This window comes from Leisingera sp. CC-HEC093 (assembly GCF_059429195.1).
In genome coordinates this window covers 3,196,304-3,221,576 of record NZ_JCAIJR010000001.1, presented here as the reverse complement: position 1 = coordinate 3,221,576, position 25,273 = coordinate 3,196,304, and the positions used below count along the sequence as shown (strand labels likewise).

Annotated in this window: 26 protein-coding genes; 16 read left to right on the top strand and 10 right to left on the bottom strand. The window is 60.3% G+C overall.

Features of this window, described 5'->3' with window-relative positions; genetic code table 11:
* Positions 1–474 precede the first annotated feature (474 nt).
* A protein-coding gene (locus AC5STB_RS15785; RefSeq protein ID WP_495442679.1) for an IS3 family transposase occupies positions 475–1,601 on the bottom strand; the annotation gives its coding sequence in 2 pieces (ribosomal slippage) (positions 475–1,337 and positions 1,337–1,601; 1,128 coding nt in all).
* 147 nt (positions 1,602–1,748) lie between these two features.
* On the opposite strand from AC5STB_RS15785, the gene AC5STB_RS15780 reads away from it, so the two are divergent.
* From AC5STB_RS15780 to AC5STB_RS15770, 3 genes are read left to right on the top strand one after another with little or no spacing between them, the layout of a single operon-like run.
* Positions 1,749–2,018, top strand: a complete 270-nt coding sequence (locus tag AC5STB_RS15780; RefSeq protein ID WP_495443752.1) for an endonuclease/exonuclease/phosphatase family protein — start codon at positions 1,749–1,751, stop codon at positions 2,016–2,018.
* Between the two features lie 29 nt (positions 2,019–2,047).
* Positions 2,048–2,452: an endonuclease/exonuclease/phosphatase family protein gene (locus AC5STB_RS15775; RefSeq protein WP_495443751.1), complete on the top strand. Its 405-nt coding sequence runs from the start codon at positions 2,048–2,050 to the stop codon at positions 2,450–2,452.
* The gene (locus AC5STB_RS15770; RefSeq protein ID WP_495443750.1) at positions 2,436–3,539 is read left to right on the top strand and encodes an AI-2E family transporter; all 1,104 of its coding nucleotides are present in this window, start codon (positions 2,436–2,438) and stop codon (positions 3,537–3,539) included. Before AC5STB_RS15775 ends, AC5STB_RS15770 begins: the two co-directional genes overlap by 17 nt.
* 164 nt (positions 3,540–3,703) lie before the next feature.
* On the opposite strand, the gene AC5STB_RS15765 is transcribed toward AC5STB_RS15770, so the two are convergent.
* From AC5STB_RS15765 to AC5STB_RS15735, 7 genes are all read right to left on the bottom strand, one after another.
* Complete coding sequence (locus tag AC5STB_RS15765; protein WP_495443749.1) at positions 3,704–4,000, bottom strand: PRC-barrel domain-containing protein; 297 nt, start codon at positions 3,998–4,000, stop codon at positions 3,704–3,706.
* Between the two features lie 904 nt (positions 4,001–4,904).
* Positions 4,905–6,227, bottom strand: a complete 1,323-nt coding sequence (locus AC5STB_RS15760; RefSeq protein ID WP_495443748.1) for a GAF domain-containing protein — start codon at positions 6,225–6,227, stop codon at positions 4,905–4,907.
* Between the two features lie 462 nt (positions 6,228–6,689).
* Positions 6,690–6,887, bottom strand: a complete 198-nt coding sequence (locus tag AC5STB_RS15755; RefSeq protein WP_495443747.1) for a CsbD family protein — start codon at positions 6,885–6,887, stop codon at positions 6,690–6,692.
* Positions 6,888–7,358: 471 nt separating this feature from the next.
* Positions 7,359–7,850 (bottom strand): hypothetical protein, encoded by a 492-nt coding sequence (locus AC5STB_RS15750; protein WP_495443746.1) that lies wholly within the window; start codon positions 7,848–7,850, stop codon positions 7,359–7,361.
* 260 nt (positions 7,851–8,110) lie between these two features.
* A complete protein-coding gene (locus AC5STB_RS15745) occupies positions 8,111–8,248 on the bottom strand; it encodes a hypothetical protein (protein ID WP_495443745.1) in 138 nt (45 codons plus the stop codon).
* Between the two features lie 907 nt (positions 8,249–9,155).
* The gene (locus tag AC5STB_RS15740) at positions 9,156–10,397 is read right to left on the bottom strand and encodes a cation:proton antiporter (protein WP_495443744.1); all 1,242 of its coding nucleotides are present in this window, start codon (positions 10,395–10,397) and stop codon (positions 9,156–9,158) included.
* 1 nt (position 10,398) lies between these two features.
* Entirely contained in the window at positions 10,399–11,028 is a 630-nt protein-coding gene (locus tag AC5STB_RS15735) for a DUF421 domain-containing protein (protein ID WP_495443743.1), read from the bottom strand.
* A gap of 33 nt (positions 11,029–11,061) precedes the next feature.
* Here AC5STB_RS15735 and AC5STB_RS15730 point away from each other — a divergent pair, with 33 nt between their 5' ends.
* The 10 genes from AC5STB_RS15730 to AC5STB_RS15685 all read left to right on the top strand — a co-directional run bounded on the left by AC5STB_RS15730 (position 11,062) and on the right by AC5STB_RS15685 (position 19,816).
* Positions 11,062–11,505 carry an MgtC/SapB family protein gene (locus AC5STB_RS15730; protein WP_495443742.1) on the top strand — a complete coding sequence of 148 codons (444 nt, stop codon included), beginning with the start codon at positions 11,062–11,064 and terminating at the stop codon, positions 11,503–11,505.
* 10 nt (positions 11,506–11,515) lie between these two features.
* Complete coding sequence (locus tag AC5STB_RS15725; protein WP_495443741.1) at positions 11,516–12,256, top strand: Crp/Fnr family transcriptional regulator; 741 nt, start codon at positions 11,516–11,518, stop codon at positions 12,254–12,256.
* A 221-nt stretch (positions 12,257–12,477) separates the two neighbouring features.
* Entirely contained in the window at positions 12,478–13,911 is a 1,434-nt protein-coding gene (locus AC5STB_RS15720; RefSeq protein WP_495443740.1) for a glycosyltransferase family 2 protein, read from the top strand.
* Positions 13,908–14,873: a glycosyltransferase family 2 protein gene (locus AC5STB_RS15715; protein WP_495443739.1), complete on the top strand. Its 966-nt coding sequence runs from the start codon at positions 13,908–13,910 to the stop codon at positions 14,871–14,873. Before AC5STB_RS15720 ends, AC5STB_RS15715 begins: the two co-directional genes overlap by 4 nt.
* A complete protein-coding gene (locus tag AC5STB_RS15710) occupies positions 14,870–15,919 on the top strand; it encodes a glycosyltransferase (RefSeq protein ID WP_495443738.1) in 1,050 nt (349 codons plus the stop codon). Before AC5STB_RS15715 ends, AC5STB_RS15710 begins: the two co-directional genes overlap by 4 nt.
* A gap of 47 nt (positions 15,920–15,966) precedes the next feature.
* Positions 15,967–17,004 carry an acyl-CoA dehydrogenase family protein gene (locus tag AC5STB_RS15705; protein WP_495443737.1) on the top strand — a complete coding sequence of 346 codons (1,038 nt, stop codon included), beginning with the start codon at positions 15,967–15,969 and terminating at the stop codon, positions 17,002–17,004.
* The gene (locus AC5STB_RS15700; protein ID WP_495443736.1) at positions 17,001–17,702 is read left to right on the top strand and encodes a PIG-L deacetylase family protein; all 702 of its coding nucleotides are present in this window, start codon (positions 17,001–17,003) and stop codon (positions 17,700–17,702) included. Before AC5STB_RS15705 ends, AC5STB_RS15700 begins: the two co-directional genes overlap by 4 nt.
* Complete coding sequence (locus AC5STB_RS15695) at positions 17,702–18,265, top strand: class I SAM-dependent methyltransferase (protein ID WP_495443735.1); 564 nt, start codon at positions 17,702–17,704, stop codon at positions 18,263–18,265. Before AC5STB_RS15700 ends, AC5STB_RS15695 begins: the two co-directional genes overlap by 1 nt.
* Positions 18,262–19,326, top strand: a complete 1,065-nt coding sequence (locus AC5STB_RS15690; RefSeq protein WP_495443734.1) for a glycosyltransferase family 2 protein — start codon at positions 18,262–18,264, stop codon at positions 19,324–19,326. Before AC5STB_RS15695 ends, AC5STB_RS15690 begins: the two co-directional genes overlap by 4 nt.
* Position 19,327: 1 nt before the next feature.
* Complete coding sequence (locus AC5STB_RS15685) at positions 19,328–19,816, top strand: YciE/YciF ferroxidase family protein (RefSeq protein WP_495443733.1); 489 nt, start codon at positions 19,328–19,330, stop codon at positions 19,814–19,816.
* Between the two features lie 64 nt (positions 19,817–19,880).
* Here AC5STB_RS15685 and AC5STB_RS15680 read toward each other — a convergent pair whose 3' ends face one another.
* Positions 19,881–20,735 carry an SDR family oxidoreductase gene (locus tag AC5STB_RS15680; RefSeq protein ID WP_495443732.1) on the bottom strand — a complete coding sequence of 285 codons (855 nt, stop codon included), beginning with the start codon at positions 20,733–20,735 and terminating at the stop codon, positions 19,881–19,883.
* A gap of 182 nt (positions 20,736–20,917) precedes the next feature.
* On the opposite strand from AC5STB_RS15680, the gene AC5STB_RS15675 reads away from it, so the two are divergent.
* The gene (locus tag AC5STB_RS15675) at positions 20,918–21,214 is read left to right on the top strand and encodes a PRC-barrel domain containing protein (RefSeq protein WP_495443731.1); all 297 of its coding nucleotides are present in this window, start codon (positions 20,918–20,920) and stop codon (positions 21,212–21,214) included.
* A 147-nt stretch (positions 21,215–21,361) separates the two neighbouring features.
* Here AC5STB_RS15675 and AC5STB_RS15670 read toward each other — a convergent pair whose 3' ends face one another.
* A complete protein-coding gene (locus tag AC5STB_RS15670; protein ID WP_495443730.1) occupies positions 21,362–23,473 on the bottom strand; it encodes a catalase in 2,112 nt (703 codons plus the stop codon).
* A gap of 265 nt (positions 23,474–23,738) precedes the next feature.
* On the opposite strand from AC5STB_RS15670, the gene AC5STB_RS15665 reads away from it, so the two are divergent.
* A complete protein-coding gene (locus AC5STB_RS15665; protein ID WP_495443729.1) occupies positions 23,739–24,155 on the top strand; it encodes a CopG family transcriptional regulator in 417 nt (138 codons plus the stop codon).
* 29 nt (positions 24,156–24,184) lie between these two features.
* Positions 24,185–25,273 carry an extracellular catalytic domain type 1 short-chain-length polyhydroxyalkanoate depolymerase gene (locus AC5STB_RS15660; RefSeq protein ID WP_495443728.1) on the top strand — a complete coding sequence of 363 codons (1,089 nt, stop codon included), beginning with the start codon at positions 24,185–24,187 and terminating at the stop codon, positions 25,271–25,273.

Below are 25,273 nucleotides of genomic sequence, written 5' to 3'. Positions count from 1 at the left end.
AGCAGAAGCAGACATTCACCTAACGATCCAGCCAGAACGCGAGGGATTGAGACCAAGGGGGGCAGGTCAATAGCAGTGTTAGAGAAAGCCCAGCAGAAAAGGGGGGCATGGCGAGATAGAAAGCCGTCATCCAGGTTCAGGAAGATACTGTTATGGCAAAGCGCCTACGCATTGCTCACGAATGACAACCGATAGTAACCAGACTGGGACACGGCACAGTCTGTACTTTCCAATGTGCGCCCCCGTCCGGTTCCTTTGGCACTGTGACAGCCCGGGCCCAGCCTTTCCGGAAGCAGCTGCAGCATCGCGATGGGAGTTTCTGAGAATTAGCCAAAGGCTATGCGGAGGGGCTGCCCCCCTTCTCATGGCAGACCTATACGGTCCTGACCTTAATTCTCTTGGGAATTTCATTTGCGTACCGCAGCTTTGCTAAATTGGCGTGGGTGGCCTGATCTGACTGGTCCAGTTTGATTGTTAGTGCATCATTGGCCTCGGTTCCATCGGGATGATGGCTTCTGGAGCCGGGGGCCTGTAGCCCAATGCACTGTGGGGTCTCTTTGTGTTGTAGTGTTTCCTCCAGCCTTCGATGATGATTTGAGCCTCCCTCACCGAATAGAATATCTCACGGTTGAGCAGTTCGTCCCGCATCCGGGCGTTGAAGCTCTCGACGTAGCCGTTCTCCCAGGGGCTTCCGGGTTCGATGAAAGCGGTCTTAGCCCCGACAGCCTCAATCCAGGCCCGCACGTCATTGGCAACAAACTCCGGCCCGTTGTCGCTTCGAACGTAAGCTGGCGGCCCCCGCAGGATGAACAAGTCCGTCAGGGCATCAATCACGTCGGTCGAGTTGAGTTTCCGCTTCACTCGGATCGCCAGGCATTCACGGCTGAACTCATCCAAGATGTTCAGTGTGCGGAACGCTTTCCCATCGTCGGTTCGGCAATGCACGAAGTCATACGACCAGACATGGTTGCGATACTCGGGGCGCAACCGGATGCATGACCCATCGTTCAGCCAAAGCCTTCCTTTCTTCGGTTGCTTCGGTGGCACCTTCAGCCCCTCTCGTCGCCACAGCCGCTCAATCCGGCCATCACTGACCTGCCAGCCTGAATCCCTCAGCAGCACAGCAACGCGCCGGTAGCCGTAGCTGCCGTATTGCCTGGCCAATCCGGTCATGTCGGCAACCAGCCGTTCCTCGTCTTCCCGGCCCCTTGGATGATGCCGCTGTGTCGAGCGATGTTGCCCGAGCACGCGGCAGATCCGACGCTCCGATACCTTCATCCCGCTACGGATCAGCTGGATGCAGGCTCGGCGACGAGCGGGGCTCAGAAGTTTCCCCGTGCGGCTTCCTTCAGGATGAGCTTGTCCAGTGTCAGATCCGACACGGCCTTTCTCAGCCGCTCGTTCTCCTTCTGGAGACGCTTGAGTTCCTTCAGTTGGTCGGTTCCCATCCCACCATACTGCTTGCGCCAGCGGTAGTAGGTCTGCTCCGTGATGCGAACCTCCCGGACTGCATCAACCCGCGCCATTCCTTGCCCGACAAGCACATCAACCTGCCGCAGCTTCTGAACTATTTCCTCTGGCTTGTGCCGCTTGTTCGCCATTCTCTGTCCTCCGTTTCCTAAACATAACGGTGGACCAGTTCAGATGGGGCACTCCATTATCAGGCGGTTCAGATCCTCCCCTATACTCCCCTCGCCGGTACGGAAATAGATATCCGATCTGCACCTGACTCAGCAGACGAGATCGCCATGCTGTCCGTCAATGTGCTGATGGAGAACGACCCGCACGAAGATCTAAGATCAATCATCGAACGCGTGGACCCTGACGTTCTTTTTTTGATGGAAACGAACCAGATTTGGAAAGATGCACTTGAAGACACACTGAATCGCTACCCTACCATAGAGCAGCATGTCGCAGATGATTTCTACGGTCTAATTTTCGCCACGCGATTGGAACCAGTGCGCGTCGAGCTCCTTTGGCCGACGGCGGGTGACACACCGGCGGTACGGCGGTACTGAAATCGCCCAATGGAGTCGAATTCAACTTCGTGGGGTTGCATCCGCGCCCGCCGGTGCCCGGCAACACCACTAAAGTGCGCGACAAACAGATCAAAAAGGCCGCACTTATGACCCAATCATCGGAGCGGCCTACGGTCATCTTGGGGGACTTCAATGACGTGGCCTGGTCCTGGACCTCCAAGCGCTTCAAACGCTACGGCAACTTTGTCGAGCCGCGTGTGGGCCGGGGCATGATCTCAAGTTTCCATGCCGAAAGGCCGCTGCTACGTTTCCCCATCGACCAGCTTTTCATGACTGAAGATGTCGGCCTGGTGTCTTTCGAGCGGCTGGAGGAATTCGGCTCGGATCATTTTCCAATAGCGGCCACGGTGTTTGTTGAGAACACTGCCGTGTTAAACGGCCAGCAGCAGGCGCGTTATGTCCAGGGACAGTGAAGACTCGAACCCTCCGGCTGCACATGGCGGCTGGCGTCAGCTCCGGGTGCCGATCATCGGCATCTTCTTACTGCTGCTAATACAGTCTTTGGTCTGGGCAAGTGACTTCCTGGTGCCCGTTACGGCAGCGGGCCTGGGATATTTTGTCCTCAACCGCCCGCGCCGAGGCCTGGCCAGACTAGGGATTGCGCCTATCCTTTCCGCCGCACTGTTCACGGTTGCCATTGCCGCGCTGATTTCAGTGGTACTCGTGCAGCTGAGTGCCCCAACCGCAGCCTTAATAAACGACCTCCCGGAACTAATTGAGCAGATCAAGGATAAGCTCTCCGCTGCTGGCGGAACACTGGAGGCCATCAATGATGCTGCGGTGGCTGCGGAGGAGCTGATCGAAGAGCATGACGCGGAAACCGTGGAGGTCGAGGTAGTTTCGGACACCGGCATTGCTGCCGCGATTTTCAGCATGGCGCCTGGGTTTCTCAGCCGCATTCTTTTTGCACTGCTCCTGCTTTTCTTTCTCATAGCCTCAGGGGACTTGTTCCTGACAAAGGCCGTGCAGAGCCTTGATCAGTTCGCGGACAAGCGTCAGGCTGTGGAGGTGGGGCATGCGATTGAAGACCGGCTGGGCTATTATCTAGGGGGCATCACACTCATTAATGCCGGCCTGGGAATTGCGGTCGCCATTGTAATGCAGATCTGGGGCCTGCCAAATGCTGTCTTGTTCGGCTTCATGGCATTTGCGTTGAATTATGTGCCATTCCTCGGCGGCCTGATGGGCGCCTCGATCGCAGCCGCTGTTGCTTTTGTCAGTCAGGATGGCGCCTGGGTCCCGGTTGGGGTTTTTGCGACCTATATTGCGCTATCGTCAGTCGAAGGACAATTGATAGCGCCACTCATCATCTCGAAACGCATGCGCTTTAACACACCGGTGGTTTTCCTGTTCGTGGCTTTCTTTGCCTGGATTTGGTCAATCATCGGGATGATTGTGGCACTGCCGATCCTGATTGTGCTTAAGATCGCCTGCGACGAAACGAAATCGATGCAGACATTCGCACGGTTCCTCGGTGATACGGACGAAGAGTTCCCCTGAGAGGCGGACGGCTCAAAGGATCACAGGTAAGGTCAGAGCTGATGTCCAGCGGTTTCGCTTCAGCGTGCGCTGTTCGGCTGCGTTACATTGATAGGCCCTAGCCCCCCTGGGAGCGGCGGCGGAAGCGAACCTCCCCCGCCCCCGGACCCGGCCGAATGGCTCGTTTAGTTCTGATGCTCCGGAAGGTTCTTCAATTCGTCCTTCGTCATCGTGGTTGTGGCGTGAACGCTGCCAGATTCATCCCGCATGAAATTCAGACGTCCCATGTCGAGCGCGACCGGTTTTGCGCCAAGGCCAAGGAAGCCGCCGACATCGACAACGGCCTGTGCATGCTGCCCGGTACCATGCAAGTGTGAGACCGAACCAATATTGTCGTCGCCGGGGCCATAGACGTTTGCACCTTCGACGTTGTCAGCAGTCAACTCTTGAGGTTGAAGAGGGGTATGTTTGGAATGGTCCATTGAAGACCTCCTGTTGGTTTGACCGGGTGTTGTTACCGATCTGATAAAAATTCCGGCGAGGGAGGGGCCGGGTCGACATTGCGAAGACCCCATTGCCTGCTCCAAAACCGGTACTTGGTACCGAGACACGATGCTTGCGCCTCGTGCTTGAAGGATAGCGCGCGGGCTGGACTTACCGAGGCAGTATTTCCTAAACTGGATTAACGATTGAGCGATCAAATCCTCGGCTGCGACCATCTCTGCCAACGCGCCGAAAAATTTTCACCGGCATCAATCCGGAATTTGGGAGAATAGCTAGGACCGTCGCTATGCTGCAAAGATGCGGAGGGGCTCAGCACACCCATGATCTGGGCCTCGGTGAATCGTGTCTTCTTCATCGGAATTTCCTCGTTCATCCTGCCGAGAAAATTCTACTTCCGCATCCGCTTAAGATCCGGGGGGATTACCCGATCATGGCAGAGATCGGAACCCTAGTTGAGCGCGAGCCAGAAGAGCTGTCGGACAAGGCGCGATGAGCTGTAACCGGCGACAGGATTGCGTCAGGTAGTAGCAGAATAGTTTCTGCTTGCCAGGTCCCGCCCGATGGCTTTGAAAGGGGGCTTCAAGTTAAATCTCTAGTTTGATCGGGGACGAGGCCGCAATCGATTGCACGGAAGCCTGACGTGCCTGCGCTCCGCTCGAGCGCGCTCGGCACCCTACTGATCGGCAGGTCTGCTTGGCATCCGGGCATCAATCTGACTGCGTGTTTTGAAGTCGCTTCGCGTCAGCCTCCACTGAAGAATCCCGTTGCTCCTGCGCCAAGTGCGTATCCCACCCAATTTTACCGCTTCAACTCCGTCGTTCAGATCACCGCCCGGCCGCAGTCTGGGCTGCGGACGATTACGTCATTTTTCCCTGCTTGTGATCAGTCTTGCCCGCGCTGGTCGAGATAAGCTGCGTCATACGAGGCGAGGTCGGACAATTTTCCCGGATCTGTAATTTTCAATGATCCTTGTGAGAGGGTTACGAGCCCGGATTCGCGCAGCTTCCGGAGGGATTTGTTGGTGTGAACCATGCTGAGACCGAGCGCATCGGCCAGTTCTTCCTGTGAAAGCGGACAGGTAAATGTGCCGCCATCGCCCAGTCCTGCGAACTCCATACGCTTCGCGAGTTCAAGAAGAAAATGCGCCATGCCCTCAATTGCGCTGCGCCGGCCGAGGTTGACGAGATGCTCCGCCACCATGGCTTCGTCTCGTGCGGCTGACCACAGAACAGCTTGGCCGAGGCGGGGATAGGTCTCGATAAACGTCTGGAGGTTGTCGGCAGTGAAGATGCCGAGCTTGACAGGTGTCAGGGCCGCGAAGGAGTGGTCTGCCGCGTGCAGCAGGCGCCCGTGAACACCAGCAAAGTCACCCTGAATCGGAAATTGGATGATCTGACGTTTTCCTGTTTCCAATGTTTTGTACTTGCAGCCCCAGCCGGCCAGCATGATGAAGCAACTGTCTGTTTCGTCGCCCTCGGAAACGATATCCTTGTCGGCCTCACACTCCTTCACGGCGCTGATGAGGTGTTTCGCGGCTGACAAATCCTCGGGCTCAAGCCGGTGGAATTGACTGAGTTTCCGGTAGAATGGGGAGAGTTCCTCCACCGCCCCGATATCCTCCCCCAAGCTGGCAGCCCTGGTCCATCCCACTGCGCTGGCCCCTAGAGCTGGCTTTCTTCTTGTCAGGCGATGGAGAGCGAGCGCACCCTGCTGGGCTAGGAAAGCTGAGACATAAATTTGCGCCGCTGTAGGCAGGCGCGGCTCCTGGAAATGGGTTGAAACTATCCCAATCACCTCATTTTGCGGCGTAATCAGGGGGACTGACAGCACAGCGCGGACGCTGGCTGCCTCCATAACTTGCGCAAAGGGCAAGTATTCCGGTTCTTTTGACACGTCATTGACTACGACGATCTGCTTTTCGCGCAGGGCCCGGCCGCAGGCGCAAGGGGTATCCGCGGTTACGCTCCGGAATGTGTCCAGAAACTCGCCTGTAAAGCCGCGCTGCGCGACTATTTTCAAAGTCTGACCGTCGGGCGTAAGAAGCTGAATGGTGCCAAAGTCTGCTTCGTAATAATCCACAAGATCATCAAGCAGCGCCTGTGCTGCAGCTTGCTGGCTCTTGCAATCTGCCATCTGGATCGAAAGCTGATGCAGCCTTTCACTGTCCTTCGACAAGGCTCCGGTTGGCACCTCCAATTCACGCATGTTCAATACCCCTCCTGCACAGGCGAAAACTGGTACAACAATTTAGCGTTTGATTTGGACCCATCCAAATATCCTCAGTGGTTTTCATCCTGAAATGACTGTCCCGGGCAAAGAGGCAGCCCTTGCGGATAAGGCCATCATGGATAGATGGACATGGATAAGGCAAGTCCCGCAAAGAGCGGGTTCGGGACGGGCGTGCAGCGGCTCTCTAAAAATACAGCCCGTAGCTTACCGGCGAATTACGCCACGCCTAAGAAAATCCCGTCTTTCCCGGAGAATTTCTCTGCCTCGCACAACAGGTTCCGGGAGAACCTGCTACTCCTGTTTATAAGCTGCTGATCGGCTGAATTTGATTTCCGGGTCGACTTGCCCCGGCGCCCTCTGCGGCCTGAATGCAAGGTTTAACGGCACAGGCCATCGCATCGAGCACCGGGACCGGTAACGACGGGTGGCTGAAAGCAATTAGTGCTTGCGCATCCAATCATCAATTTCCCGTTCGGCCTCTTCCTTGCTCCGGCCATAGCGCTCTTGGATTTTTCCTGCGAGCTTCTCGCGGTCTCCCTCCATCTTGTCCCATTCGTCACCGGTGATATCTCCCCAGGTGCTTTGAGCAGAGCCTTTCAGCTGCTTCCATTGTCCTTTGACTTGATCCCAGTTCATGTCGTTCTCCTTCGTGCTGAATGCGAACAAGTGATCAACGCCTCTGATCAGCAGATGTTCCCCTCTACTCACCTGGATCATGCTTCGTACTGGAAACAATCCGCCCTGAATAAACGCTTGAATGAGGGTGGAGGCTGGTTGCCGCCACTTTACCCTCACCAATCGAGGAACAAATGCTGCCGATAGGAATTTGGTCACAGCTCGGGCTGCGGCTGGACGGTGATCTGGCACACGGGTCCGGAGCAGTGAAATTGGCAGGGTTCGCGCCTGGCGCAGGAGAACGCGGATCTCTCCGTGGAGGCTGACGCGCAGCGAACAAAGCCTCGTTCTGAGATCGTCGGCTGGATGGCGGACAGTACGGGAAGAAGCCCCGGCAGGGCAGAACCAGCCGGGGCTATCAGGAACCGGGCGCCGCGCTGGTGGGACGAGCACGCGGTGCAGATTGGAGGCCGGTTCCCGGCAGCGGACGGATTACATCCGGGTATCGACGATGAGAGTCACGGAGCTCTCTCCATCGATCTCCACCGCGATCACATCGTCGGCGGTGAAGTTTTCGGCCTCGAGGGCGGCGGTTAGCTCCTCATTTCCGCCGATGGCACCCCGCGCCGACCGCAGATCAGCGCGATGGTCCTCCAGGGCCTTATCGAGCGCAGGCGTGGCGGCTCCCGAAATCTCATTAAGCTTCACCACTTTGACCTGAGGATCATCTGAAAGCGCTGAGATTTGGGCCGTCCAGCTGGCGACGTCAGCCTTGCCGTTGTGAAGCGAGGAAATCAGCTGACCGTAACTACCATCCATGCCGGTCTGAGCCGAGACACCGCCACCAATTTCGGCGCCGGTTCCGGCACTCTCGCCAACTTCCGCTGCTGCCCCGGTATCCGCGGAAACGCCTGCATTTTTTGCGGCGGCCGCACCCGCAAGCAGGGTCAAGGTGACAGCTGCGGCACTGGTAACGAGTTTCATGGTTCTATCCTTTTTCAGATACACGCCGGACTGCGCCGGCTCGCTCTCCCCTAACTCAGGACTTGCTGAAGAAGTTGCAGTGGGCCCTAAGGGCAGGCGGAGGCTCGCCGAAACCGCTTGGTGGCCTGTGCGAGAGTCTGCCAGAAACACGCACAGCGCCCGTCTTCAAAGGAAAGCTTGCCCGGGAGTACCCATGCATTGCCCGCGACCTGCGAGTTCGGGTGATAGATATCGCTGCAGCATGCTTGAACGGCTGGTTTTCACGCCGCGCAGCAGTGCCGAAAATGATGCAGTCGCGGCGATTTTTCTGCTGCGAGCGCGCGCAGCAAAAAAACTACAATGACCGGGTTGGGCTCGAAGCCCGATTTTGCCGCGCGCGGCATGAATGTCTGCTTCATCCGAAGGAAAATCTATGAGTCGCTAAAGGTAACTTTGCTGCGTCGGATGAAAATATTTCCCTTTAAAATCAAACAACCAAGTTCCCCAAAAAGGAAAAACTATGTGTCGCCCGACACAAATTGTCGGGCGACACATAGTTTTGCTATTTGCGACAGCACCTTTCATTTTTCGTGTCTCCAACATCCCCGCTCGCGCCTCCTGTTCCGCCAGTGGCGAAGCCTTCCCTGATTTTCACTTCGGAAGACCTCGAGCCTTCCGGAGGGCAAAGCAGGGTGGGCGCAGCCCGGACTGCGGCCGGACGGTGATCTGACACACGGGGCTGGAGCGGTGAAATTGGGAGGGGCCCGCGCCAGGCGCGGGAGGAACCGGATTTCTCCGTGGAGGCTGACGCGCAGCGGCATCAGAACCCGTGTTCAGATTGCCGACCGGATGGCAGGCGGACCAATCAAACGGAAACTGCCAGGCGCGCTAGAGCGGAGCGGAGGCGCGGCTGACTTCTGTGCAAGTGATCGCGGTCTCTCCGCGATCACATTCTAAATTAGGCTGGAGGAGCAGGAGGAAAGCAACCGGAGAGATCTTTAGCTGCCATTTGTCACGCGGATCGCGAGCTCACACAACGCGGGACAAAGCGGGCTTGTGTGAACGCAGCTATTGCTGACGCAGCATCTATTTGCAGCCGCGGCACACTTCATGCTGCAACGCGGAGCAAGTCGTCATTCCGGTCATCGTAGGCGTTAGAGGTGGGTTCGGTTTATCCGCACAGTCTCGAGCCGTTGCGTAAGTGGATCTCCCGCTCGCTTATGCTGGCACCGGAACCATATAAGTAATTGACCTAGTTTTCGCGGCCAATCACAAAACCATGCTTGCAGTAAAGGTATCCACCACCGTTCGATCGTGAGCGAAGCCTCAACGTCCGATCCTATCCATCGCCCATCCCACCGAGAAGCCGTGCAGAATGGTGGATAGTAGGATCGTCAGCGCGGTGATGACCCACAGGTCGGACAGGTTATCAAGCTCTGCGTGATTGGTTGCATATGCGAGATAATAGATCGACCCAATACCGCGAACGCCATAAACCGCCACGACTGCCCGGTCGGAACGGGTCATGGCGCTACCCATCAGCGAAACCCAGCCCGCCAAGGGTCGCAAGATGACGATCATGAGCACCGCCAGCGCGACATGGTGCCAGCCCAGATCAGGCGCCATGACCGGCAGCACACCGCCCAGGGCGATCAGCAAGAGTGCTGTCAGCGCATGTTCGATGGATTCCGAAAAGTCGTGCAGATGCCGGTGGTAATTATGTTCGCTCTCAATCCGACGGAGCGACAGACCCATGGCCGCCACGGCGATGAAGCCATAGCCCTCGACCAGTTCGGTCGACCCGTAGCACAGGAAGACCCCCGCAATCGCGATCACCCCCGATCCGGTATCGGCCAGCCGGGTCTCGCGCGGCAGGTTGAACAGGATCTGCCCCAGCAACCAACCGCCGGCCCATCCCATCAAGGCCCCCAACGCGATGCGGTAGATCACGTCCTCCAGCAACCATTGCAGGCCCCATTCGCCGGGGTCCAGGCCCTGCATGACGATCAACAGCCCAAGATAGACAAAGGGAAAGGCTAGCCCGTCATTCAGGGCGGCCTCGGTCGTCAGGGCGAAGCGGACGGGGTGCTCCTTCCCCTCCTGCGGCGGCGCGATCTGCACATCGGCGGCCAGGACCGGGTCGGTCGGAGCCAGCACCGCCGCCAGCAGGACAGCACCCCCTGCCGCCAGCCCGCCAAGGATCACCCCCAGGCCCGCGACCGCGACGATGGTCAGTGGCATGGCGACCAGCAGCAGGCGCAATGTCGGCCCCCATTTGTTTAAGGTCCCGAGGCTGTCCACCCGCATGCCCGCCGCGAAGAGCGCGACGATCACGGTGATCTCGGCCATGATCTCCCATAGCAAAGGTGCGCTGCGCGGATCGGGGGGCGCGGGCATTCCCGGCACCACCAGCATGGCACCCGCTCCGAAGAGGATCATCAGCGGTGCCGCCGCCGGTTCGCGCGACGAAACCAACCGCGGGAACCAGCGCGCCAGGATCACGATGATGCCTACGACCGCCAGGGCCAGATGATAGGTGCTGAATTCGAAAAACGCATCGTCACTCATCTCAGCGATCCCTCACGCCCTTGAACAGAACCTCGTCCATTTGCTCACCATGCAGCACCGAGACATCGCCCGTTGTCTCAAGAACCACGGCGCGGACCGATGACAGATCCAGCGCGTTGGCCTCGCGCAGCTTGGCGATCAGGTCCTCCTTGGACACGCGGGTGGCCCGGAGCGCGTCATGAAAGATCTCGCCATCCTTCATCAGCAGGACCGGCGTGTTCTGGACCAACTCGTCCAGGCGCGGCGACCAACGCCGCAACCTGGAAACGAAATACTGGACGGCAAAGAGGCTGGCCATCGCCGTCAATGTCTGCACGAAACCAGGCCATTGCTGCGATTGCGAGGCACCGGCGAGAAGCGAACCCATGGCGACTGTTATGACGAAATCGAAATTCGTCATCTTGGAAAAGGATCGTAGCCCGACGATGCGAACCAGCAGGATGATCCAGAAAACGCCGCAGGCGCTCAGCATGGAACCCTTGATCAGGGCGTCGATAATTGGCTCGTCAATGAAGATTGCTCCGCTCCTTCTGGAGTTGAAGATGTCACGTCGATAATAGTCGCCCGCCGTGCGCCTGATCTCAATGCATATTGATCTCTGCCCTTTTGAAAGGGGATAACGTGATTTCATGGGAATAAATTGCGGCGTGGAGCGGTTTGATAGGTGATCGATTTCAGTGAATTCATCCTGCGCGTCCTGTTCGCAGGCGGATGCGGACTGGTTGTCGGGCTAGACCGCGAGATCAAGGGCAAGCCGCTCGGGGCTGGCACCTATGTGCTCGTCGCCATCGGCTCGGCCGCGCTGATGGCTGTAACGCTCAACTTCGCCCTGAGCAGTGTGGCTGATGACGGCGCCATGTCCATCGACCCGACCCGCCTGATCCAAGGGATCGTGGGGGGCATCGGCTTTCTGGGTGCCGGTGCGATCATGTCTCCCAGCGATAACGGGCGGCTCAAGGGGATCCGCAGCGGGGCGGCCATTTGGGCGTTGGGGTCGATCGGCATCGCCTGCGGGCTGGGGTTCCTAAAGGAAGCGGCCTTCATCTCGGCGCTGATCTTCGTGGTTCTCAATATCTTCGATTGGCTGCATATTCGTGGTCAAAAATAGGAATTCCGTCATGTCCGATAGATCCAGTTGCCTGGTCACCAAGCTCTCCCATTACGTGACCTTGTCCGACCACGACAAGGACCGGCTGACCAGTCTGGAAAAGACCGAGCGCACTTTCTCGGCCGGGCAGGAAGTCTATCAGGGCGGCGACGAGAACAAGAATCTCTATGTCGTCAAGCGCGGCTGGGCCTTCAGCTATACCGATCTTCCCGATGGCCGCCGCCAGATCGTCAAGCTCCATCATCCGGGTGATGTCATCGGCTTTCCTGATGTCGCCCTCAAACATGCGACGACGACCCTGCGCACGGTCGAGGACGTGTGCCTGTGCCCGTTTCCGAAAGCCTCTCTCGACGAGATCCTGCGGGAATCGCCGCGGCTTTCCGCATTGCTCATCTCGATCGCGCTGAGGGATCAGGTGGTGTTGATCGACGTGCTGCGCGCCATGGGACGGATGAGCGCACAGGAGCGGATCAGCTACATGCTGCTCGACCTGATATCGCGGCTGCGCATCACCAACGCAACGATGACCGATAGCTTTCGCCTGCCAATGACCCAGAGTCAGATCGCCGATTATCTCGGGCTCACGAATGTCTATATCAGCAAGACATTCATCCGCATGGAGCATGAAGGCTTCATTCAGCGCGATCAGGATCGCGTCCGGCTCCTGAAGGAGGACGAGATGATCGAGCTTACCGATTTCCACGATCGCTATGCCGAGATGGATACGTCCTGGTTTCCGCAGGAGCGGTAGGACCACCCTTCAATCCAGTTGCATGCTGATCTCTGTTTCCTCGGGCAGGCTAGTCTTCTGCGTGGGGCGTAATCCGCCTGCACACGGGAACTTGAAGGCAACGAAAAACGTTGCCCTGTAGGTGGCCGAAAATACTGTAAGCCACTGATTTCGAAAAGCAATTAATGCTTTTAACGCCTTGGGGGTGAACGATGAAGCTACGGCTTTTCATAGCGGCTAGCATGCTGATTTTTGCGGCTGCGATGCCTGTGATCGGTGCCGTAATCTGCGGTGCCATCGTTGTGGTTCAACTGGCGCTCCTGGGGCTTCGGCCATTGATCGCCTGTCTGCCCGCACATCTTCCACCCGTTGCGCGGAATCCCGTCGCTCCGTGGTTTTCGGTCCATGTTGCCACCCATTCCGAGCCGCCCCTGCTGGTGATGTCCACGCTGCGTGCCCTGCTGGATCAGGACTGGCCGGCCGAGGGTTGCGAAATCATCGTGATGGACAACAACACCGCCGATCCAGCAGTTTGGAAGCCGGTCGAACGATACTGCGCCGCATATCCCGACCGGATCAAATTCCTGCACCGCACCGGCGTGAAGGGTGCAAAGGCTGGCGCGCTCAATATCGCGCTGGAGCATACCGACCCGCGCGCCACCCATATCGTGACCGTGGATGCCGATTATGTCGTGGCACAAGATTTCCTGAGCCATGCCGCCGCCGCCCTCCACCGGACCGGCGCGGATTACGTTCAGTTTCCGCAATCCTACCTTGGCACCGCCCTTGCCGCGCCGGGGGTGGATGCGGAACTGGAAGAATATTTCCGCACCAATGCCGCCAAGGCGGACGAGGCCGAGGCGGTATTGCTGACCGGAACACTTTGCGTGATCTCCCGCCCGGCGCTGGCCGCTGTGGGCGGATGGTCGGGTGCCACCACGACCGAGGATGCGGAGCTGGGCGTGCGGCTGTGCAATGGCGGGTATTCGGGGCGTTTCATCAACCAGGTGGTCGGAAAGGGCCTGCTGCCCCTGTCCCTGCGCGATCTCGAAAGGCAGCGCTATCGCTGGTGCAGTGGCAATGTCCAGACATTGGCGAAACATGCGGAGACGATCTTCACGTCGGCAGGTGCGCTCAGCTTCCAAAAGCGGCTCGCCCTCCTGTCGCAACTGACCGCGTGGTTCAATCTGGCGCTTGTCCCTTTCCTGCTGCTGAGCGCGTGGCTGCTGACCGGACAGGGCCACACGTCCGCCGCGGCGTTGGCCGGCTGCGCCATCGTTCTCAGCCTCTGCGACATCGTCATCCGCGTGCTGGCACGCGGCTGGCGGGACGGGCTGCCGCTGACAACGGTCCTGCGTGCCCTTGCCTGTCGCGTCGCGCTGGCCCCGCACTCTGCCAAAGCGACCTTCGATGCGCTGACGGGCTGCCGCCTGAAATTCGTCGTGACCGACAAGGCTGGCGGTGAGGCCGAGACCTTCGGTCTTCTTCCGCCCTGCCCCGCGCTGCTCTGCACACTGGCGGCCTTTTTGTTGACCAGCGCCCAGCCAGGCGATCCGATCGTCCTCGCCGCGCTCTGCGCGCTAATGCTGCCCTTGCCGGCGGCGATCCTGACAAGGCGCAGTTTACGCGCTTACCGGGATGGGCTGAGCCTGCCCGCACGGGAGGCCATGGCATGAGATCCGATCCCCTCGCCCCGCTGGTCGATATCATCGTTCCCACCTTCAATCGTGCCCATCTGATCGATGGTGCCATCCGCGCGGCGCTGGACCAGAGCTGGTGGAACATCCGCGTCACGGTGATCGACGATGCCAGCACCGATGCCACCGCGCAGGCAGTGGCGCCTTACTTTCAACATCCCAAATTCAACTATGTTCGACTGGCGCGGAACCTCGGCACGGCGCAGGCCAAGAATGCGGGCCTGCTGCTGACCGGCGGCGATGCGGTCACCTTCCATGATTCCGATGACATCCCGCACCGCGACAAGGTGCTGCATCAGGTCCGCGTGCTGACGGCCCAGGAGGTGGGCGCCGACGCATGCCTGAACTGGCGACTTGCGGGCAAGCAGGCAGGCCAGCGACTGGAAGTCAGCGCGGCGCTGACCCATCACGAGTTAATCCTGCCGGACGGGCGGCGGGTGGAGATCAGGCGCGACCTGTCGCTGCTCGATGACGTGTTCCCGAACCTGCAAATGGGCGCGCAGGTGCCCGGCGAATGGACCCATGTCAACTCCGGCCTCTTCCGCGCCGACGTGTTCCGCCGCCTTGGCGGGTTCGAGGATTGCATCGAGGAAGATCGCGAGTTCCGCAACCGTCTGGTCCTGAACGGCGAGGTCATCTGGATCGTGCCGGAACTGCTGCTGACCAAGATCGAGACCCCCGACAGCCTGACGCAATCGGCGGCATCGGATTACGATAGCACCCACCGCCGGGCAGACCGGGCGCGGGTCTGGCAAAAGGTCGAGGATTGGCGTCAGAGCGGCAGGGTCGAACCCGTGCCGGTGGATATACCGGACCTAACCTTGGGCGATGTCAGCCGCCCCGACTGGCTGCAAAGGCGCGACATCGCGGCGACAGAGGCAACGGCAGCGCGGGTTGGTCGCATCCTGGCCGACCGCGCCGGACAGGTGGCCGCGCAATGAGCCTGATGCGTCTTGACACCGGAAAAGCGCGGATCGCCATCGTCGATCCGTGCAGCGCGGCGGGCTACGACCTGCCCGATATGGACACCGGCGGGTTGGGCGGCACCGAGGCGACGGTGCTGCGCATCGCCGCCACCCTGCGCCCGCGGTTCGACCTTGCTCATTTCCAGAACGGCCGCATCGAGAGACAGATGTCGCCTGTCGGGCGGCTCTGCCCGCTGCCCGATCTGGACACAGGCGGTTATTTCGATGCGATGATCGTCCTGAACCGCTGGAAGGTGGCGCTGAAGCTTCGCAAGCGGTATCCGGATACGCCGATCTTCCTGTGGCTGCATGTCTATCCCGGCCGTCACAACCGCAGGATGGGCACGGCCCTCAAAAAGGCCGATATCCCTGTCATCTGCGTGTCTCAGACCCATGCCCGCCACCTGCAGGCGTTCCTGAAAGACGGGGTCACACCACCGCTTCACGTAATCTATAATCCGCTGGACGACGACCTGCGGCCCGACGCAACGCCACGTGATTGCAACCGGCTGCTCTTCGCCAGTTCCCCGCACAAGGGGCTGGCGCAGGTCTTCGCGCAATTTGAGACGCTGCGCCGGCACCTGCCGGGCCTCACCCTTGCGGTGGCTGATCCTGGGTATCTGGGATGGAAGACCGGCTCGGTGCCCGATGGGGTGACCTTTCTCGGTGCGCTGTCGCATCCGGCGCTGATCCGGCAGATGCGCCGAAGCTTGTGCCTGTTCTACCCGCAGACCTCTTTTGCCGAGACCTTCGGGCTCGTGCTGGCCGAGGCGAACGCGGTGGGAACGCCCGTGCTCGCGCATCGCGGCCTGGGGGCCAATGCCGAGATCGTGGCGGACGACCGGCAAATGGTGGATGGCCATGACCAGGCGGGAATTTTCGAGCGCGTCGAGGCCTGGCGGCTGTCGCCGCCGCAGGTGAGCGCCAACCCCGCATTCCGCCTTTCCCATGTCGCGCGGCACTGGACATCCCTTCTTCAGTCCGCTGCCTTGGGGGATAAGGTTCGCGAGGTGCCGCGATGAGACTGCCCTATCCCGCCGCCGCCCAAGCGCCGAGTGCGGACGATGTGGTGCCATCCTGGGTAACAGATCGTCTGCATGATGCCGCCGGCTCCGAGGAGCGCGACGAAAGCCCCATCACGCATTCGATCGGCTTGCTGCGCCAGGGCGGCCTGCTGGGTGATGACGGCGGTTCTGACCCTGTGCGCACCGCGCGGGCGCTGATGCAGGTGGGGGCGGCGAATCTCGGTGTCGGCCGGCTCTGGGAGGGGCATGTCAACGCGCTGCGGTTAATCCGACTTTATGGCTCGACCACCCTGCAACATGACATGGGCCGCCGGATCAACGTCGGTGCCGTGCTGGGCGTCTGGGGGGCGGATGGCCAAGTGCCGGTCACTGTGGATACCAAGGGGGCGCGGCTGGTTGGAACCAAGCGTTTCGCCTCGGGCCTCGGCACGGTAACTCACGCACTGGTCACCGTGGGCAGCGATGCGGGCGTGCGTCTGGCCTTGGTTGATGTGCGCGATCAATCCCGCGCCGACACCTCTTGCTGGGACATGCAGGGGATGAGGGCGACGGCTTCGGGAAGCTACGATTTTTCCGGCGTGGCGGTGCAGGACTGGGTCGGCGGGCCGGATGATTACCTGCAAGAGCCGCATTTCGTCGGCGGCGTCTGGCGCATTGCAGCCTTGCAGGCGGGGGCCGCCATCGGGTTGCTGGACCAGGCGGCAACCGAATTGCGGAGCATGGGCCGCATGCAGGCCGAGGCGCAGCAGGCGCGCCTGATGGCCGTATTGATGCACGCCTGGGCTGGGGCAGCCCTGACTGAACGTGCCGCACAGGCTACCACCGATACGTCTTTGGGGGCCGAAGAGATCGTCGCCGCGTCGATCGCTGCGCGTCTCTTCACCGAGGAGGTCGGACTGGATGCCATCCGCGCGGTCGAGCAGAGCATTGGCCTGCGCCATTTTGAGACCGGTTCGGAAACCGGGCGCATGGCCCGCGATCTCGCGGTCTATCTCCGCCAGGCCGCGCGCGACGCTTTCCTTCAACGGGCGGCACGTCAGGCACTTGGGCAGGATGATCAGGCCTGGGGGATCTTCGGATGAATGTCGTCGCGCATCCTGACAGCGCCGTATTCCAGGGCCGCGAGAGGCTTGTGGTGCTGGCACCGCATCCGGACGATGAATCGCTGGCCTGCGGTGCATTGCTGGCACGCGCCTTTGCCGGGGCCGGGGCGCATGTGATCTGCCTGACCGACGGCAGCGCCAGCCACCCCGGATCGCGCCGGTGGCCGCCTGAACGACTCGCCGCCTTGCGCCGGGTTGAGTTGACGCGGGCCATCGAATGCCTTGGGGGCGGGGCGCGCGATCTGAGTTGGATGGGTTTGACCGATGCCAGGCTTTACCGCGCCGATGCGTCGGACATCGCCGCGCGGCTCGAACGGATGATCGAGCCGACAGGCGCGCGCCATGTCTTCGTGCCTGCACGCGAAGATCATCACGAGGATCATCAAGCCACCGCAGGTTTCGCGGCAGTGCTGCGCGGCATTCGGCCCAATTGGGTTTTCCATTGCTACCCCGTCTGGTGCCGCTGGGACGACCCGGAGTTTGCAGATACGATCGCGCCATACGCGCCGGTCTTCCTGCCGCCGGGGGCGCATCTGGCGCGCAAGCGCGCCGCCATAGCCGCGCACCGCTCGCAATCGGGACAGGTCGTGGCGGACGATCCTTCGGGCTTTGTCCTGCCTTCCGGATTCACGGAACGCTTCGCAAGCGAAGACGAGATCTTCTGGAGGATGCCGTGATGGGTGTCGGTCGGAACCATCTGAACGCGCTTTACGCCGATACCACTGACCCCTGGGATTTCGCACAGAGCGGTTACGAACAGGCCAAGTTCGCCGCGACCCGTGCCGCGCTGTCGTGCCAGCACTATGCCTCTGCCTTCGAGCTGGGCTGCGGCAACGGGCAGCTTGCCCGCCACTTGGCGCCGCTTTGCGACGTCTATACCGGCATGGACGCCGTGGCCATCGCCGTGGAGACTGCGCGGCACATCCTGCCCGACGCCCGGTTCATACAGGATTTCTATCCTTGCCCACTGCCCGACGACGATTTCGACCTGCTGATCCTGTCCGAGATCCTCTATTTCCTCGACCCTCCCGCCCTGCAGAACCTGGCCCGCGACATTGCCGTATCCTGGCCCCGCGCCGAAGTGATCTGCGTAACCTTCCTGGGCGAGACGGGACACGACCTGCAGGGGCCGGAGGCGCTGGAACTTTTCACCGCCGCCCTGAGCTCGCACAAGGTCGAGCTTGTTACGCAGACCGAAGGATATCGGATCGACCGCGGGTTGCCGGAGGACACGCCATGAGCCACTGCCCTGTCCCGGCTATCGCTATCATCATCCCCGCCCGAAACGAAGAGACCCGCATCACCGCCTGCTTGACCGCGCTGGCGGGGCAATACGCCGGGCACATGCGAGTGATCCTGGTGGTCAACAACACGACCGACCGCACCGCTGCACTAGCTCGCGACATCGCCGAACGGGTCGGCCTCAACCTGACGGTGTTGGAATGCGCCCTCGCCCCGCACGAGGGCGTCGGAACCGCCCGGCGGATCGGCTGCGATCATGCCCTGCGCACCATGAATGGTCTGCGATATCTGCTGACAACCGATGCCGATTGCCTTGTCGCACCAGACTGGCTCGCGCGGAACCTCGCGCATCTGAGGGAAGTGGATGCGGTCTGCGGCAAGGTCGAGCCGATGGCGGAAGAGATGGGGGTCCTGTCGAGCATGGATGCACATCTCGGCGCGCTGGAAGGCACCTATCGTCGGCTGGTGCAGGACTTCCATGCGCGGCACGCGCCGGGCTGCGCCGACATTGCCGACACACATGGCGAGGCCGCCGGTGCAAGCCTGGCCCTCAGGAAAACGGCCTACGTGACTGCAGGCGGCTTCGCGCCGGTCAAATGCGGCGAGGACCGCCGGATCGTCCGCACCCTGCGGCGCGCGGGGGCCAGGGTGCGCCATGCCGATGACGTGATCGTGCAGGCTTCCTGTCGACTGAGGGGCCGCGCGGCGGGAGGCATGTCGGACGCACTGAAGGCCCGCATCACCAGTGCGGATTACCTGATCGACGATTGTCTGCCACCGGCGCATCGGCTGATCCGGCAGGTTCGCCGCGGCACCCTTGGGCCATGGCCGCCGCTGGTGCCGGCCCACATTCGGCTCAGGGTGCAAGAGCTGCCCAGCCATATCGAAATGCTTGAAACCTACCGGAATTCGGCGTGGGCGATGCCCGCGCTGGAAACTCCGGCTGCACCGCTGTCCGGTTCCCACCCCGGCAGCGGAACGCCGGAGAACGGGGCGGCGATTGTCCCCGCCGCCCCACACAACCAACCGTCGGCAATGCCGATCTTGAAAGGAGCCTGAAATGACGAAGTTGAAAGACCTTTATGTAGAGGAACTCCAGGACCTCTGGTCCGCGAATGAACAGATGTCCGAGGTGGTCTCGGCCATGGCCGACCAGGCCTCGGACAACAAACTGGCCGACCGGCTAAGCGCGGCCAAGGACGGCATCGACCAGCACACCCGGCTGCTGAAATCCCTTCTGGAAGACGCCGATGCCGATGTGGAGAAGGAACATTGCAAGGGCATGGAGGGGCTGGTGAAGGAGGCCCGCAAGCATGCGCTGGACAGCGACATGACCGGGGCCGCCCTGGATGTGGCGATCATCGCACAATACCAGCGCATGTGCCATTATGGCATCGCTGGCTTCGGCACGACCAAGGCCTTTGCCGAGGCACTCGGGCAGGACGAGGCGGCGCGCAAGCTCAATGACGCGCTCGACAATATCTACGAGTCCGATGACTTCATGACAGAGCTGGCCGAACGTTCTCGCAACGTGGACGCGGTGAGCTGACGCGAAAGGTGGACCGGTGCGTCCTAGATGAACGGATGCTCCGGGCCGATTTCTCTCGTGCGCATCAACCGCCTATGAGATCGCCGCCATTCGGGTGAAGCACCTGCCCCGTCATGTAGGACGCATCTTCGCAAGCGAGAAACAACATCGAGGGTGCGACCTCGTTCGGCTGACCAGGGCGGCCCAGCGGCGAAGACTTGCCGAAATCCTCCACCTTGTCGGGCGGAAATGAGGCAGGGATCAGCGGTGTCCAGATCGGTCCCGGCGCGACCCCGTTCACCCGGATGCCGCGCGGTGCCAGTTTCGAGGACATCGCCCGCACGAACGACAGGATCGCCCCCTTGCTGGAGGCATAGTCGACTAGCAGATCCTGCCCGCGATAGGCGGTGACGGAGGTGGTGCAGATGATGGATGCGCCTTCGTCCAGATGCGGCAGGGCCGCCTGCACCATGAAGAAATGACCGCCGATGTTCGTCCGGAAGGTGCGGAAAAGCTGCTCTTCGGAGATTTCCGTGACCTCCTTTCGCGCATGTTGTTCGGCGGCGTTGCAGATAACCACATCGAGCCTGCCGAACTTGTCCAGCGTCCGGCTCACTGCGTCTTCGCAGAACGCCTTGTCGCCCACGTCGCCGTCCAGCAGCAGCGCCTCGCTGCCTTCGTCTTCCACCAGCTTGCGGGTCTTCTCGGCATCGTCATGTTCGTTCAGGTAGATAATCGAAACCTTCGCGCCCTCGCGCGCGAACAGCACTGCCGTGGCTCGGCCGATGCCCGAATCCCCACCCGATATAAGGGCCACCTTATCCTTCAGACGACATCCGCCAGAATACCGCGGCATGTATTCGGGCTCAGGATCCATGCGGGATTCGATGCCCGGTTGCCTGTCCTTGGTCTCCAGCTTGTCCAGATCTGCGCTGTTCATGATAAAGATCCCTTCCTATCGACCATAACCTCAAGGAACCCGGAACTGTTCCCATCATACGTGGGCGAAATATTGGGCGAATATACGCCTGCCGTCTTTCGCTCCAACGATATTACAGGAACCCTCTGAGTGGGCAGGCAGTTGAGTTTTACCAACTGTAACGAGTCTGACAGGAGAACATCATGGATTATTCCAAGCACACCCCACTTCGCCCGGAAGAATTGAACGAGGCAACCGTCGACGGCGCGAACGTCTATGGCCCCGACGACAACCATATCGGCGATGTCTCACATTTTCACGGTTCCGGTGCCAATGCACAAGCCGTCGTCGATGTCGGCGGATTTCTCGGTATCGGGGCGAAGCCCGTGGCGCTGGACGCCTCGCGCCTGAACTTCATGCGTGACGAGAATGGTAAAGTCCATGCGACCACGACGATGACAAAGGACGAGTTGAAGAACCTCCCGGAGCATCACCACTGATCGCACCAAGTTTGAAGGGCCGGTCCGCAAAAGCGGACCGGCCCTTTTTCATTTTCCTATCCCGACTTCCCGGTCCGAGGCGCAAAGCGCGACTTCGGCATTACAACCCTCGTCCGACGCAACGCCGCCGATCCGAAAAGTGCCCGGCTACATCCTGTCCCAGAACCGGAGCTTCGCGCAGGCTTCCAGGAAATCACCGACGGTTTCTGCGTCGATTTTCATCATTCCGCCGTCGGTCTTCCCTGCCAGTCCGGCATTCTTGAACAGCGGCTCGGCAGCTTCCGTCCAGGCGATGAACTTTGCATGCGCGAACGCATCACTGACAAAATCTTGCGACGGTTTATCATCGGCCGTTTTGGAGCCTTCGTCGTCTGAAAACACCAGAGCCACGGCGTCGAAAAGTACCGAAGGACCACCGTCGATCTTCTCGTCAGCGGGCTTTATCGTGCCGTCCGAGAGTTTCGCACCCGCGATACGGGGCGCGACGATGGCCACCATCGCACCGGCGTCGGTGAATTCGGTTTCGATCTTCTTTACCAGTTCAGCGTCCGCGCCGTCGGTGATGTAGAGCCCCAGCTTGCGCCCGGCGAAGCTGTCCGGGCCGTTCTTGAGGATACTGAGCGCGTCGGAGGCGGGCAGATCGGTGACGGGTTTGCGTGCCGTTGTGGCCGCGTCGGGCATGTCGGTCACCCCCAGACCCTTGGCTACCGCGTTGGCCAGGTCGTCATGCACATTCATCAGATGGCTCAGCATCCGCAGCCTGATCCGCTCATGCTCGCATTTCGACAGCTCGAAGGTATAGGCGGCGGAGATATGGTTCTGCTCGGTCTCGGTCTGACTGATCCAGAACTGGCGTGCTTGGCTGTAATGATCGGCGAATGTCTCGGACCGGGTGCGTTGCTTGTCGCCCTGTACTCGTTCGGAATAGCTGGTGAACCCGATCTCAGGGTTCTCGCGCGGGCCGCCGTCTTCGCCCCAGCTGTTGGGCTCATAATTCGCACGGCCTTTGGGATTGTGCATCGCCATGTGGCCGTCCTGCTGAAAATGATGGACAGGGCATTTGGGAGCGTTGATTGGAATATGGGTGAAGTTCGGCCCACCCAGCCGTTTGGTCTGCGTGTCGAGGTAGGAAAAATTGCGCCCCTGAAGCAGCGGATCATTGGTGAAGTCGATACCGCGAACGATGTTTTGCGTGCAGAAGGCCACCTGTTCGGTTTCGGCAAAGAAGTTGTCGACGTTGTTGTCAAGCGTCATGGTCCCGATGATCTGGACCGGCACCTGCTCTTCGGGGATCAGCTTGGTGGCGTCGAGGATATCGAACTCGAACTTATCCGCGAAATCGTCGTCGAACACCTGAATACCCAGATCCCATTGCGGATAATCGCCTGCGTCGATCGCATCCCACATGTCGCGGCGATGGAAATCCGGGTCTGCACCATTGATTTTCAGCGCCTCGTTCCAAACGACTGATTGCAGCCCCTGCCGTGGCTTCCAATGAAATTTCACAAAATGGGATTTGCCGTCGGCATTGATAAGCCGGAAGGTATGAACGCCGAAGCCCTCCATGAAACGCAAGGACCGGGGAATGGCGCGGTCGGACATCGTCCACAGCGTCATATGAACTGCTTCGGGCGAGAGTGATATGAAATCCCAGAAGTTGTCATGCGCACTTTGCGCCTGCGGGAACCCACGGTCGGGGGCGGGTTTGACCGAATGGACCAGATCGGGAAACTTTATCGCATCCTGGATGAAAAACACCGGGATGTTGTTGCCGACCAGGTCCCAGTTACCTTTCTTGGTGTAAAACTTGACGGCGAAACCGCGAACGTCGCGGGCAAGGTCGAATGACCCCTTGTTGCCCGCAACAGTGGAAAACCGGGCAAAGAGTGGCGTCTTTTCGCCCTCGCGCTGGAAGATGTCGGCACAGGACAACTCCGGGATTGCCTTGGTCAGCTCAAAATGACCGTGAACGCCGTAACCGCGCGCGTGGACGACACGTTCCGGGATACGCTCGTGATCGAAATGAAAAATCTTCTCGCGCATGATGTGGTCTTCAAGCAGCACCGGCCCACGCGGCCCAGCCGTGAGCGAGTTCTGATCGTCGGCGATGGGACCGCCTTGCGCAGTTGTCATCGTCTCTTCGTGCTTTTCGGTCTGCTGACGCGGCGCGCCGCCCTTATCCAAGTTCAACTTCTTCACCTCGTTACTCCCTATCTGTGCTGGACGCGCCCGCACGCTCTGTTGCCATGCGGTTTGCATGTTTCGACCCGGAGGAGCGTAGCCAACGCTTACAGGGACTCTGCAGAAGTAGGTCGCGTGGTCCCCTATGCGAATTTTTTGCACCGCTAACAGATGTTGCCGGAAGGACGGGCCTTTCCGGAACCCTCTTTGGTCCGCGGACGCCGCGCGTAGGCAACAAATTTTAGATACCTGACGCGCCGATGCGTCAGCGACAAAAAGTACCGAAGGGGTTGCGCAACTCCAAAAGAACTCCATATACCATCCACATGGATGGAGAATCGATATGAGCAATGTCAGGCAGCTGCGCGACAAGCAGCCCGAAAATGAAAAGGTCACGATCAACCTCGGCTTTGTCGATCTGGGTCGTATCGACCTGCTGGTTCAGGAGGGTTTCTATTCGAACCGCAGCGATCTGATCCGCACGGCAATCCGCAACCAATTGGAAAGCCATGAAGGTGCCGTCAGTCGATCGCTGGAACGGCATACGATGGAGCTGGGACTGCGCGACTACTCCGCGGCGGACCTCGAAGCCCTCCGTGATGCCGGGGAGATGCTGCACGTCAAGGTCGTAGGACTTGCCCGTATCGGAGCGGATGTGACACCGGAACTGGCGCTTCAGACCATTGGATCCATCACCGTGCTAGGTGCCTTGCAAGCCAGCGCGGAAATCAAGAAGGCCCTCGCCGACCGCATCACGTAGGACGCGCAACCCAACAAAGGAAAAAAGACATGAAATTCTATGACGTAGGCGCCCGGCGCCCTGCGGCTGATGACGCACGCCTTTCAGCCGCCAACGATCTGGTGCAACGCACGCTTGCCCAGCATGGGCTTTTGCCCGGCACACAAGCGTCCCAATCGGGAGCGCTGCCCACGGGCGGAGCGCCCGGAATGGACGGGCTGCTGGCACAGCTGTCGCAGGTCGGCACACGATCTGTCCCTGTCCAGACACCCCTGCCAGAAGGCGCCCGGTTCGACCGGCACACCTATACCTGCCACGCAGGGAGCCGGAAGTACCGCACCTATGTTCCCGCATCCGCACAGGCGGGTGTGAGCGGACTCATGATGATGCTGCATGGCTGCACCCAATCGCCCGAGGATTTCGCGGCAGGCACAGGCATGAACGCACTGGCCGAAAGGCATGGCTTCGTGGTTGCCTATCCCGCGCAGTCGCGTGGCGACAACGCGCAATCCTGCTGGAACTGGTTCAGCCGGGGCGATCAGAAGCGCGGTCGCGGTGAACCCGCCATATTGGCCGGATTGGCTACGCAGCTTTGTAACGAGCATGGCATCGACCGGAACCGAACCTTCGTTGCCGGGCTGTCGGCAGGCGGTGCGATGGCGGCCATTCTGGGCGAAACCTATCCGGATGTGTTCGCCGCTGTCGGGGTCCATTCGGGCCTGCCCGTCGGCGCAGCCAAGAATGTGCCCTCTGCCTTTGCCGCGATGGGCGGCAGCATCCTGGACGCGCCCGCCCAGTCAAGGGAAGGTCCGGGCGTGCGTACGATTGTCTTTCACGGCACCGCCGATGCGACGGTCCACCCCGACAATGGCGACGCCATCGTGCGCCGGGCGCTGGCTGGCGGATCGGGTCAGAGTATCGAGACCAGCGAGCAGGCAGGTGCTAACGAACGCAACTATACGCGGGTGATCTCGGGCGATGCGACTGGCAGCACGTTGGTGGAACATTGGCGAATTGACGGTTTGGGCCACGCGTGGTCGGGCGGATCGGCCATCGGCTCCCACACCGATCCCAAGGGCCCCAATGCAAGCGCGGAAATGGTCCGCTTCTTCTTTGACAACTCCAGCAAGGACACCTGA